Origin of the sequence: Paenibacillus sp. YIM B09110, from assembly GCF_037167145.1 — a bacterium.
Classification (GTDB): domain Bacteria; phylum Bacillota; class Bacilli; order Paenibacillales; family Paenibacillaceae; genus Pristimantibacillus.
Window position 1 is genome coordinate 62238 of record NZ_JBANSP010000022.1, and the last position, 12530, is coordinate 74767.

A 12530-nucleotide genomic window follows, 5' to 3' on the forward strand; every position below is an offset into this window, starting at 1 on the left:
TGAGGCAGGATAGGCTTTAGGATTCATTCATCGGATTCAGGATAATGCCGATGATATACATATAGATTCGAGAGAATAACAACCTTTTTGCTAGTCTAGCGGTTTATCTCTCCCAAAAAAGGAAAAGCTGATAGAAAGGCGATTCTTAGGAGGGATTAGGATGAAGCAAATTTTATTGATAACGGATGGATGCTCGAACGTAGGCCTCAGTCCTGTAGTGGCGGCCGCGCATGCGCATTCGGAAGGCATTTCGGTTAATGTGGTAGGCGTGCTCGATCATGGCGATGCGGGCGAACTTGGCGCTTCGGAGATTGATGAGATCGCACGCGCCGGTGGCGGATTAAGCCGGCTTGTGAATATGCGCCAGCTGTCGCAGACGGTGCAGATGATGACGCGCAAGACGGTCGTGCAGACGATACAGCTTGCTGTACAGAAGGAATTGAAGCAGGTGCTCGGCAACGGTTCGATCGAGTCATTGCCGCCGGAGAAGCGCGGCGAGGTCGTTCGCGTCATCGACGAGCTTGGCGAGACGTCAACGCTTCAGGTGGCGCTGCTGATAGACGCCAGCGCCAGCATGAAGCCGAAGCTGGCGGCCGTGGAAGAAGCGATTCGCGATCTGATGCTCAGCTTGCAGGCGCGGCAGGGCAAGAGTGAAATATCGGTCTTCCATTTTCCAGCATCGCGGCATGGCGACGACTGCGTGATGGATCTAGGCTGGACGACGCATCTGAACGGCGTTCAAGCGATATTTCCGAAGCTGCAGATGGGCGGAACGACGCCGACGGGACCGGCGATCATGCAGGTTATTGATTTTTACCGTCAAGGCGATTATGGTAAACAGAGCAGAGACGAAACGGATGGGATGATGAGTGGCTACGTCGTTTAAATGGGAGCTTCGGCGAGGCGTGACCGTAACCGGCAAGTGGAAGCAAGGCCGCTACCGCGTGGAGAAGCTGCTTGGCGAGGGAGCTAACGGCAAAGTATATCTCGTACAGCGGGATCGTTCTTGGTATGCGCTGAAGGTTGGCGCCGATGCCGTCGATCTTCAATCGGAAATTAATGTGCTCCAGTCCATCGCGAAGCAGAAGCGAAACGGGTTGGAGCCGTTTCTGTACGATGTGGACGACTTGTATGGTCCAGATGGAAAGGAGTATCCTTTCTATATCATGCGTTATGTGAGAGGGCTGACGCTCAGCGACTATTTCAAGCAGCAAGGAACGGAGTGGTTTCCGCTCGTTGGTCTTAATCTGCTTGGAAAGCTGTCTCATTTGCATGAAGCGGGCTGGGTATTCGGCGATCTGAAGGTCGAGAACGTGCTCGTCGGCGATTACGGGCATGTCGAGCTAGTCGACTTCGGCGGAGTTACAGCGAAGGGTAAAAGCGTCCGTCAATTCACCGAGATCTACGACCGGGGTTATTGGAACGGCGGCCCTAGGTCGGCAGATGAAAGGTATGACCTGTTCTCCTTTGCAGTGCTGTGCATTCAGCTGCATGAACCCAAGCAGCTGCACCAGTTGACACTGGAGCTGCTGCCACAGAATCGCTCGACCACCGAGCTGCAGCAGATCGCGGAAGGCAGTACAGCTCTTAAGCCGATTGCCGGTTGGATCCGCAAGGCGCTTGCCGGCGGGTTCATGAATGCGAAGGAAGGTCATGAAGCTTGGCGCGTGCTTATGCACCGAAGAGACATTCATCGAACATCTTCTACCCCGGGCTGGCTCAAGGGGCTGGCAGCGGCATCGGCCGTCTTGCTAGTCACGTCGGTATATTGGCTGCTTCGCAATATGCTGTGATATCGTACTGGGTAGGGCGAGGAGATAGAAACGGAGGCAGCAATATCTATGAATTTGCAACAGGAATTAGAGAGAGCGGCAGCCGAACGGCAGTTATGGAATAATGGTGATCGCATTGTAGCTGCCGTATCGGGGGGACCCGATTCGATGGCGCTGCTGCATATGCTGTCGATGCTCATGAAGGCTGGCAAGCTGAGCATTAGCGTCGCGCATGTGAATCATGGCTTTCGTGTGGAAGAGTCGAAGCGGGAGCATGATATTGTTCGCGACTATGCCGCGCAATTAGGGGTGCCGTTCGATGCGATAACGCTCGATATGCCGGCTTATATAGAAGAAACGAGAATGAACGGACAAGCGGCATCGCGAGAGCAGCGATACGCATTCCTGTACGAAGCCGCAGAGCGCTTCGGAGCATCGCGCATTGCGCTGGCGCATCATGCCGATGATCAAGCAGAGACGGTGCTGATGCGCCTGCTGCGCGGAACGGGGCTCACCGGACTAGCCGGAATGGTCTCCAAACGCCGCGAAAAAAACGTGGAACTTATTCGACCGATGCTGCGTATGAACAAGTCAGACATTGTTCGTTACTGCGCCTTGCATAACATACCCTACTGCATGGACAGCAGCAACGACAAACGCACTTATTTTCGTAATCAAATACGTCTGGATATTTTGCCTTACCTCACGCAGTTCAATCCACAGCTTCCTCAATCGCTGCAGCGGCTTGCCGATGTGGCAGGAGCGGAGGACGAATGGATGGAACAGCAGACGGCATCGCTTTTTTCGCAGATTGTGACTAGCTCTGAGGGAGAATATGCGGTAAGCTGTGCCGATTTACGCGGCTTTCACGTCGCTTTACAAAGGAGATTGATTAAACTAATATTAAGGTATCTTTCAACGGACACGGAAAACATATCCTTCGAACAGGTAGAAACGATGCGGCTTGCCGCAGCGATTCACGCTCCGAGCACCTGGCGAATGGATGCGGGAGCTGGGGTTCGATGCGTTCGTGAATACGATAGTCTTCGTTTCGTCCAGGCTTCGCAGCAGTCGCAAGAGGGGGCTGCTGATGAATACAGCTTTGAAGTGAATGCGGCAGTGTTGGATATGAGCTCGGTAACGGGCTGGCGCTTTCAGTTCGAACGTATTCGAGGCATCGATAGCCGCAAGCCGGCTTCAAGGTACGAAGCTTGCTTCGATCTAGCGCAGCTTGCTTACCCGCTCGTATTGCGCAACCGTCGTCCCGGTGACAGAATTCAAGTTTTAGGATTAAATGGTTCGAAAAAAGTGCAAGATATGTTCGTTGACGAGAAGCTAGCTCCATCGGAGCGACAACTTTATCCGCTGCTGTTCGACACGGCAGGACGACTGCTATGGATTCCCGGCATACGGAGATCCTCTCACGCGCTAACGGCGCCTGACACGCAAGACGTACTGTACATTCGGGCAACTCGCGGTTAACGAATAAGATGCACTGGTACACTCATAAACATAGTTAAGGCGTAGGGGGATCTGTATTTTGCGTAACGACATTCAGGAAGTGCTTTATAATGCAGAACAAATTCAGGCGAAGGTGAAGGAGCTTGGCGAGACGCTGACTCGGGATTTCGAGGGTCGCAATCCGCTCGTTATTTGCGTTCTTAAGGGCGCATTTATTTTTATGTCGGATCTCGTTAAGGAGATTGATGTACCTCTGGAGATTGACTTCATGGCCGTATCGAGCTATGGGCAATCGACCAAATCGTCGGGTGTCGTCAAGATTATTAAAGATCTTGATGTATCGGTCGAAGGACGCGACGTTCTGATCGTGGAGGACATTATCGACAGCGGTCTGACGCTAAGCTACTTGATTGATGTACTTGAGCGACGCAATGCGAAGTCGGTTACGATCGTCACGCTGTTTGACAAGCCGGCACGCAGAACGGTCGAGCTCGAGGCGGATTACAAGGGCTTCACGCTTCCGGATGCATTTGTTGTTGGGTATGGCCTGGATTACGCTGAGAAATATCGGAATCTTCCGTATATCGGTGTCCTTAAACCTGAGGTTTATGAATAATAAACAACGCGATTAACCGTACATGCCCTCTCCATCTACCTCTATTGTTATGGAAAGTCATGCTATGGTAAAATATTTTAAGCGCCTGAGAGGAGGTTGGGGATGAATCGGATCATCCGTAATACAGGTTTTTATTTAATTATCTTTTTGGTGACCGTTGGGATTTTTCAATTTATCAGCAGCCAGAATAAGACGACCGTTGGTTTGAGATACGATGAGCTCCGCACTGCTATTGAATCAGGCAATGTAGCGGAATTAAGCTTGAAGTATGAGAACCAGACTTATTTTGTAACTGGTAAATATATTAAAGCGCCTGAGAAGGCCGAAAGCGACCAATTCGTATCCCGAATTAGCGTTAGAGCCGAGGAGCAAATTTTAGAATGGCAAGAGAAGTACGGCTTTAAGATGGAGAGCAAGGAAATGGATCAGCCAAGCATTTGGCTCACATTCCTTACATCCATTATTCCATTCGTCATCATTTTCGTCCTGTTCTTCTTCTTGATGAACCAGGCACAGGGCGGCGGCGGTAAAGTAATGAACTTCGGCAAAAGCCGTGCGCGCTTATACAATGAAGAGAAGAAACGGATCACGTTCGAAGATGTCGCGGGTGCTGACGAGGAGAAGCAAGAGCTCGTTGAGGTCGTTGATTTCTTGAAGGATTCGCGTAAGTTCAATCTGGTAGGCGCTCGTATTCCGAAGGGTGTATTGCTTAACGGGCCTCCAGGTACAGGTAAGACGTTGCTGGCTCGAGCTGTTGCAGGCGAAGCAGGCGTGCCGTTCTTCAGCATTTCCGGTTCTGACTTCGTCGAGATGTTCGTCGGCGTCGGCGCATCGCGCGTGCGGGACTTGTTCGAGAATGCGAAGAAGAGCGCTCCATGTATTATTTTCATCGATGAGATTGATGCGGTAGGCCGTCAGCGCGGCGCCGGTCTTGGCGGCGGTCATGACGAGCGCGAGCAGACGCTTAACCAATTGCTCGTTGAGATGGATGGTTTCGGGGCTAATGAAGGTATTATTATTATTGCCGCGACCAACCGCCCAGACATTCTTGACCCAGCCTTGCTGCGTCCGGGACGCTTCGACCGTCAGATTACGGTTGATCGCCCAGATGTGAGGGGGCGTGAAGCGGTGTTGAAGGTTCATTCTCGTAACAAGCCTCTATCCAAGGATGTTCGTCTTGATGTTATCGCTAAGCGTACAACAGGGTTTACAGGCGCGGACCTGGAGAATCTGCTTAACGAAGCGGCGCTGCTTGCAGCTCGTCGCAATAAGAAAGATATTGCGATGGTCGAGGTTGACGAGGCCATTGACCGCGTCATCGTTGGTACGGAGAAGAAAAGCCGTGTCATCAGTGATCGCGAGAAACGGATCGTTGCCTATCACGAAGCTGGACATACGATTATCGGCTTCTTCTTGGAGCATGCCGATACCGTTCACAAAGTAACGATTATTCCTCGCGGACGCGCCGGCGGCTACGTCATCATGCTTCCGAAGGAAGATCGTATGCTTGTAACGAAGCAAGAATTGCTTGATAAAGTAACGGGTTTGCTTGGCGGACGCGTAGCCGAGGAATTATTCATCGGCGAGATCGGTACAGGCGCTTACAGCGACTTTAAGCAAGCGACGAGCATTGTTCGCAGCATGATTATGGAATACGGTATGAGCGATAAGCTTGGTCCGATGCAATTCGGCAACACGCAAGGCCAAGTATTCCTAGGTCGCGATATTGGTCACGAGCAGAACTACTCGGATGCGATTGCGTACGAGATCGACCAAGAGATGCAGACGATCATGAACGAGTGCTACACTCGTGCGAAGAAGCTATTGTCTGAGAAGAGCAAGGAAGTACATTTGATCGCTCAAACGCTTCTTAACGAAGAGACGCTTGAGATGGATCAAATCAAGTCCTTGATCGAGACGGGCGCTCTTAAGGGCGAAGGCTCCGCTTCATCTGATTCGGTTGCAGTAGAACCAACTTCTGCTCCGGTCATTGAGACGGTTGGCGATGTGAAGGTACGCATTCAGACTCGCGAGGATGAGGCGGCTAACACGAACGCGCCGGTTCTTGAGAAGAGAGATACGCCGGAAGAAGATCCGGATAAGAACAATTCCTAATAGGCAGCTGTCTTGTGCAGATGCTGATTCAAAAGGCAGATTGGAGTTTAATCACTCCGATCTGCCTTTTTTATGTTTATTTAGCGATTATTACGTTCGTAAACGTATAATGTTATAAAAGTGTATCCATTTATGAATAATTGAGTAAGGTTTATAAGGGATAAACGGATATAGAAATACGAATTAATGCATTACTAAAAGTATTCTGTTTGATATTTTTTAATTATTGTTTGAAATTAGCCTGTAATTAGATAAGTGATCTCAATCCAAAGCATCAAAAACTTACCTCAAACTCACAACACTCTTTTTAAATATGACATAACTCTTACAATGTAAGCGTCTACTTGATTTTAATGTTATAAAACCTAACATTAAATCGTTGACGTTTATTTTTTTGTAACTATAATGAAATAATAGCGGCCGAAATCAGCAAGAATAAAGAAGTATGCGGGGTTGCGAGGTATTGCCAAATCAGGTGCGAGGGAGAGAACAAGTATGAAGAAAACGTTTAGTTTGATGCTTATGCTTATTATTGCTGCAACGCTTGTGTTATCGGCTTGCGGAGCGAAAGGCAATAACAACGAAGGTGCTGGAGGCAACAACGGCGGCGCCAAAGAAGAAGAAGTGAAATCGGACGGCAGCGGTAAAGATTTCAAAATCGGTATGGTTACCGACGTTGGCGGCGTTCACGACAAATCATTTAACCAAAGCGCTTGGGAAGCATTAGAGGATCTAACGGCTAAAACAGGCGCATCAACTAAATACTTAGAGAGCAAAGGCGACGCGGATATGGAGCCGAACTTGAACAAGTTCGTGAAGGACGGCTACAACCTCACTTGGGGTATCGGCTTCCTGTTTAATGATGCGCTGTCTAAGGTAGCGAAAGAAAATCCGGATGCAAATCTGGCCGTTATCGACAGCGTTGTAGAAGCTCCTAACGTAGCATCCATTACGTTCGCTGAGAACGAGGGTTCGTTCCTCGTAGGCGTGGTGGCTGGTCTGATGACCAAAACAGGCAAGATCGGTTTCGTTGGCGGCATGGAGATTCCGGTTATTAAGAAGTTCGAAGCCGGCTTCAAAGCAGGCGTAGCGGCTGTTAAACCGGAAATCGTCGTAGACGTGAACTACACGGGTGAATTCGGCAAGCCGGATCTTGGCAAGATCGCTGCAGCAACGATGTACGACAAAGGCATCGATATTATTTTCCATGCAGCAGGAGCGACTGGTAATGGCGTGTTCAATGAAGCGACAGCTCGCAAAAAAGCAGGCGACGATATATGGGTAATCGGCGTCGACAAAGATCAATCGCTTGAATTCGGCGATGAAGTAACGCTTACTTCGATGATGAAGGGCGTTGAAGCGGCTGTATACAAAATTTCGAAAGATTTGATCGACGGCAAATTCGCTGGCGGCACAATTCAAGAGCTTGGCCTTAAGGATGATGGCGTAGGCTTGCCTGAGACGAACAAAAACGTTCCTGAAGATGTTCTTAAACAAGTCGAAGAGTTCAAACAAAAAATCATCAACGGCGAAATTAAAGTGCCTGTAGATCCGGCTGCCAAATAAAGATTCAGGCCGCAGGAAGATAATATGGCAAGAGAGACGAAGAAATATAAGACCGGCTTCTAGGCCGGTCTTGTCTTTTTGTTAAATAGAACTCAATACGGGAATGGACCGGGGAGATGATGAAGGAATGGACCGGAACTTGGCGGCTGTACAGTTAAAAGGAATAACGAAACGATTTCCTGGGCTAGTGGCCAACGATTCGATCGATTTTGAGCTCAAAAAAGGTGAGATACACGCGCTGCTAGGCGAGAATGGCGCAGGTAAATCAACACTCATGAACATCTTGTTTGGGCTGTATCAGCCGGATGAAGGCGAGATTTACGTGAACGGCGAGAAAACGGTTATCGATGGAGCGGCCAAAGCGATTGAGCTTGGCATTGGTATGGTGCATCAGCATTTTAAGCTTGTTCAGCCGTTTACGGTAGCGGAGAACATCGTGCTCGGCAATGAACCGAAGAAGGGTCTAACCATTAATTATAAGCTGGCGAATGAGAAGGTTCGGGACATATCCGAACGTTATGGTTTGAAAGTAGATCCGCAAGTTCGGATTAAAGATATTACCGTTGGCATGCAGCAGCGGGTCGAAATATTGAAGACGCTGTATCGGGGAGCGGAAATCGTTATTTTCGATGAGCCAACGGCTGTGCTAACGGTACAAGAAATCGAAGAACTGATTGAGATCATACGCAGTTTGGCTGCTGAGGGCAAGTCTATTATCATTATTACGCATAAGCTGAAGGAAGTTATGGCGCTTGCCGATACGGTAACGGTTATCCGCCGGGGCAAAGTGGTGAAGACGGTGAGCACGTCGGTAACGGACGAGCGCAAGCTTGCCGAGCTGATGGTTGGCAGAGATGTGTCGTTCCAAGTGGAGAAAACAAAGAATATGCCGGGCAAAACCGTGCTCTCTGTTGATTCGTTGCAAATGAAAGGCGAGCAGGGCAAGCAAGTGCTGAACGGCGTGAGCTTCAACGTGCGCGCAGGCGAGATCGTAGGAATTGCCGGCGTTGACGGAAATGGACAAAGTGAGCTGATCTACGCCATTACAGGCATGAGGCAAGTAAGCGGCGGCAGCGTGAAGCTGAATGATCAGGATTTAACGAATAAGTCGCCTCGGACGGTATCGCTTGCAGGAGTAGGACACATACCGGAGGATCGTCATAAGCACGGACTCGTGCTTGATTTCACGCTTAGTGAAAATATGATATTAGGAAGTTACTTCGAACCGGAGTTTGGCCGCGGCATATTCATCGACTATGGAGCTATGGATGAGCTGGCAACGAAGCTGGTCGATGAATTCGACGTTCGTACGTCGGGCATACATACGCATGCTCGCGCATTATCAGGCGGCAATCAGCAGAAGGCGATAATTGCTCGGGAGCTTCATAGTGATCCTGACCTGCTTATCGCGGTACAGCCGACAAGAGGTCTTGATATCGGTGCGATCGAGTACGTGCACAAACGTCTTGTAGATGCTCGCAATGAAGGTAAAGCCATTTTGCTCGTTTCCTTCGAGCTTGATGAGCTGTACGCGCTATCCGACCGGATAGCTGTTATGTATGAAGGCTCGATTATGGGAGAGGTTGACGCAGAGCACCGCGACGATCAACAGCTTGGCCTGATGATGGCCGGCAATCAGCTTGAACAAAGCCAGCTTGAGAAGAGGGGGTAGGACAAGTGGATACTTTCAAAAAGATTTTCGTCAAGTCATCGATCGGCATCCCGCTTGTCGCTATCGTACTTGGCTTATTGTGCGGAGCGCTTGTTATGCTTGCGGGCGGCTATAATCCGGTATTAGCTTATTCTTCGCTCGTTAAGATGGTATTCGGCAGCCCGTACGATATCGGAGAGTCGATTCGTGCGATTACGCCGCTAATCTTCACGGGACTTGCTGTTGCTTTCGCCTTCCGTACGGGATTATTTAATATCGGTGTAGAAGGTCAATTCATGATGGGGATGACCGGCGCGACACTTGTCGGCGTTGGTTTGGAGTTGCCATGGTATCTTCATGCTCCGCTTGCTGTTATTACGGGGGCGTTGTTCGGGGGTATCTGGGCAGGCATTGCCGGTTATTTGAAAGCGATGCGCGGCGTAAACGAGGTTATATCTTCGATAATGCTCAACTGGATCGCTTTGTTCCTATCTAACTTTATCGTGGCGAAGTTTCTTGTGCAGCAAGGCCAGCAGAAAACGCCCAATGTGCATGATTCAGCGAGATTGTCGATTGATTGGCTCATTGAGCTGATGGGCAATGCTCGTATGCACTGGGGGACTTTGGCGGCGATTATTTGTGTCGTTTTGTTCTATGTCCTGTTATGGCGCACGAAGCAGGGCTACGAGCTTCGCGCGGTCGGTCACAATCCTGACGCTGCGCTGTATGCCGGCATGAACGTGAAGAGCACACTCATCAAGTCGATGTTCATAAGCGGTATTTTCGCGGGGCTTGGCGGCGTGTTCGAAATATTGGGCGTCTTCGGTTATCAGACCGTAATGGCCGCAACATGGGGTTATGGCTTCGATGGTATCGCGGTTGCTCTGCTTGGCGGCAATACGCCGGTCGGGGTGTTGCTCGGCGCGATCTTGTTCGGCGGCTTGTCCTATGGCTCCGCCGGCATGAACTTTGGCGCTGAAGTGCCGCAGGAAATTGTGCGGATCGTGATCGGGTCGGTTATTTTCTTCGTCGCTTCGCATGGCATTGTGAAGTTTTTCTTGAAGCCGTTTTTAAGCAAACGGGCAGAAAAACGGAAGGAGGCGGTGTAGGATGAACGTTATTGAAGTACTTGGGCAACTGCTTAACATTACGCTCGTGTTCTCAACTGCGCTAATCTTCACCGCACTCGGAGGTCTGTTCTCCGAACGGTCAGGCGTCGTTAATATCGGCCTTGAGGGTCTTATGGTGTCCGGCGCCTTCGCAGCGGCAGTCGTTACTGATTATGCGATCCAAGCGGGCTTGGAAGAATCGGCTCCTTGGATCGGATTAGCCGCGGCAGCGATATACGGTGTGATCTTCTCACTCCTGCACGCAGTTGCAACGGTTACGTTTCGCTCGGATCAGACGGTTGTAGGCGTCGTTATTAATATTTTAGCGCTCGGACTTGCCATCTATTTGACGAGGAGTCTATACAATGATTCGGGCCAAACGACGATGCTCGACTTCGTCTTCGAGAAATGGGCAATTCCAGGATTATCGTCCATTCCGATTATCGGCAACGGATTGTTCAATTCATATCCTACTACTTATATAGCTCTTATTCTTGCGGGCATCAGCTACTTTGTACTGTTCCGCACACCGTTCGGGCTGCGCCTGCGTGCAGTTGGCGAGCATCCGAGCTCGGCCGATACGGTAGGCATCAGCGTGACGAAGTATCGTTACATCGGCGTTATGCTAAGCGGCGCGTTAGCCGGTCTTGGCGGCGCGACAATTACGCTGACGACGACAAGCAGCTTCGCTCACAATACAATATCGGGTCAAGGGTTTATCGCCTTGGCGGCGCTCATCTTCGGCAAGTGGAATCCGCTTGGCGTAGTGGGAGCGGCGATGTTCTTCGGTTTCGCGCAAGCGCTGCGGAACTTCGCCCAGCTATTCGAATTTTCGAAGCAGATTCCAGCTGAATTTTTCTATATGCTGCCGTACGTGCTGACGCTGATCGTACTCGCTGGCGGCATCGGCCGCTCGAATGCCCCTGCGGCGCTCGGCGAGCCATACGATCCGGCTAGACGGTAATGAATTCCGTCCTCGTTATGTTGAAGGCTGTCTCTAGGTGGACCTAGAGACAGTTTTTTATTTTGGCGGTCTATAGGAGCAAATCGTACCTTGAACAAAAGTGAAAACCTCACTCGACAAAGCAATTTCAAAAATGGTTCTAGAAAAAGGCGTTTACGCATTGACAGAGCCATTTACCAAGTGTAAATTAAATCTTAATCAAATGAATTTATCCCTTTTGGTTTAAACTATAGGCAAGCGACTTTCTGAGTATGTGCATCAATTCACAAAGTAGCATTTGCCGCATATCGGAATGGGAATTGACTCCCATCCCTCATAAGAGGAGAGGATCCACTGTGGAAGCATTAGCGCTGGAACGCAAGGCGGAACAAAACCGGGAACTGCGTGAGAGGCTGTTGCAATTAAAGAAAGAACGTAACGCCATTATTTTGGCTCATTACTATCAGCGTGATGAAATACAGGAAGTAGCCGATTTCCGCGGCGATTCTTTCCTGCTGGCACAGAAAGCGGCGCAAACCGATGCAGAAGTCATCGTATTTTGCGGCGTTCATTTCATGGGAGAAAGCGCGAAGATTCTTGCTCCTAACAAGACGGTGATCATTCCGGACGAACGCGCCGGCTGCCCAATGGCAGATATGGTTAACGTCGACGGCTTGCGCAAGCTGAAGGCTCAGCATCCGAACGCGAAGGTCGTGACGTACATCAACTCGTCGGCCGAGATTAAGGCAGAGACGGATATTTGCTGTACATCAGCGAATGCGGTGAAGGTTGTTAACTCGGTAGAGGGCGATGAAGTGATCTGGGTGCCTGACAAAAACCTTGGCCACTACGTGCAACAGAATACCGACAAGAAAATGATTATTTGGGAAGGCTACTGCAACACCCATGACATGCTCACCGTCAAGGATGTTGAAGAGATGAAAGCGAAGTATCCGAACGCGCAGTTCGTCGTTCATCCGGAATGCCGTCCAGAAGTGGTAGAGCTTGGCGATTTCGTCGGAAGTACAACCGCCATCATTAAATATTGCAAAGAATCGGATTGCCAAGAGTTTATCGTTGGCACAGAGGACGGCACGGGATACCAGCTTCGACTCGACAGCCCGGGCAAGACGTTCCACTTTGCTTCGAAATACTTGGTTTGTCCGAACATGAAGGTTAATAATTTGAAGAAGCTCGTCAAAGCGCTAGAGACGATGCAACCACAAATCTACGTACCGCCGCATATTGCGGATCAAGCCCGTTTGTCCTTGGAGCGCATGCTACTTGTAAAGTAGGA

10 protein-coding genes are annotated in these 12530 nt (G+C 50.0%); all 10 read left to right on the forward strand.

Annotation, left to right across the window (positions count from 1 at the left end; translation table 11 throughout):
- Window positions 1–160: 160 nt before the first annotated feature.
- The 10 genes from V8F51_RS24635 to nadA all read left to right on the forward strand — a co-directional run bounded on the left by V8F51_RS24635 (window position 161) and on the right by nadA (window position 12528).
- Entirely contained in the window at window positions 161–886 is a 726-nt protein-coding gene (locus V8F51_RS24635; RefSeq protein ID WP_337103163.1) for a vWA domain-containing protein, read from the forward strand.
- The gene (locus V8F51_RS24640) at window positions 870–1793 is read left to right on the forward strand and encodes a serine/threonine protein kinase (protein WP_337103164.1); all 924 of its coding nucleotides are present in this window, start codon (window positions 870–872) and stop codon (window positions 1791–1793) included. The genes V8F51_RS24635 and V8F51_RS24640 overlap by 17 nt, the downstream gene beginning before the upstream one ends.
- A gap of 48 nt (window positions 1794–1841) precedes the next feature.
- Window positions 1842–3254, forward strand: coding sequence for a tRNA lysidine(34) synthetase TilS (gene tilS / locus V8F51_RS24645; RefSeq protein ID WP_337103165.1), 1413 nt, complete (start codon window positions 1842–1844; stop codon window positions 3252–3254).
- 58 nt (window positions 3255–3312) lie between these two features.
- Window positions 3313–3849, forward strand: coding sequence for a hypoxanthine phosphoribosyltransferase (hpt, locus tag V8F51_RS24650; RefSeq protein WP_337103166.1), 537 nt, complete (start codon window positions 3313–3315; stop codon window positions 3847–3849).
- A 102-nt stretch (window positions 3850–3951) separates the two neighbouring features.
- On the forward strand, window positions 3952–5964 hold the full coding sequence (gene ftsH / locus V8F51_RS24655; RefSeq protein ID WP_337103167.1) for an ATP-dependent zinc metalloprotease FtsH: 2013 nt from the start codon (window positions 3952–3954) through the stop codon (window positions 5962–5964).
- Window positions 5965–6459: 495 nt separating this feature from the next.
- On the forward strand, window positions 6460–7530 hold the full coding sequence (locus V8F51_RS24660) for a BMP family lipoprotein (RefSeq protein ID WP_337103168.1): 1071 nt from the start codon (window positions 6460–6462) through the stop codon (window positions 7528–7530).
- Window positions 7531–7657: 127 nt separating this feature from the next.
- Complete coding sequence (locus V8F51_RS24665) at window positions 7658–9202, forward strand: ABC transporter ATP-binding protein (protein WP_337103169.1); 1545 nt, start codon at window positions 7658–7660, stop codon at window positions 9200–9202.
- A 5-nt stretch (window positions 9203–9207) separates the two neighbouring features.
- The gene (locus V8F51_RS24670; protein ID WP_337103170.1) at window positions 9208–10290 is read left to right on the forward strand and encodes an ABC transporter permease; all 1083 of its coding nucleotides are present in this window, start codon (window positions 9208–9210) and stop codon (window positions 10288–10290) included.
- A gap of 1 nt (window position 10291) precedes the next feature.
- Complete coding sequence (locus V8F51_RS24675) at window positions 10292–11254, forward strand: ABC transporter permease (protein ID WP_337103171.1); 963 nt, start codon at window positions 10292–10294, stop codon at window positions 11252–11254.
- Between the two features lie 335 nt (window positions 11255–11589).
- Entirely contained in the window at window positions 11590–12528 is a 939-nt protein-coding gene (gene nadA, locus V8F51_RS24680) for a quinolinate synthase NadA (RefSeq protein WP_307207948.1), read from the forward strand.
- Window positions 12529–12530: the final 2 nt, after the last annotated feature.

Coding starts and splice junctions, on each gene's coding strand:
- V8F51_RS24635 (WP_337103163.1), top strand. CDS start 161: ATGAAGCAAATTTTATTGATAACGGATGGATGCTCGAACGTAGGCCTC.
- tilS (WP_337103165.1), top strand. CDS start 1,842: ATGAATTTGCAACAGGAATTAGAGAGAGCGGCAGCCGAACGGCAGTTA.
- ftsH (WP_337103167.1), top strand. CDS start 3,952: ATGAATCGGATCATCCGTAATACAGGTTTTTATTTAATTATCTTTTTG.
- V8F51_RS24660 (WP_337103168.1), top strand. CDS start 6,460: ATGAAGAAAACGTTTAGTTTGATGCTTATGCTTATTATTGCTGCAACG.
- V8F51_RS24665 (WP_337103169.1), top strand. CDS start 7,658: ATGGACCGGAACTTGGCGGCTGTACAGTTAAAAGGAATAACGAAACGA.
- V8F51_RS24675 (WP_337103171.1), top strand. CDS start 10,292: ATGAACGTTATTGAAGTACTTGGGCAACTGCTTAACATTACGCTCGTG.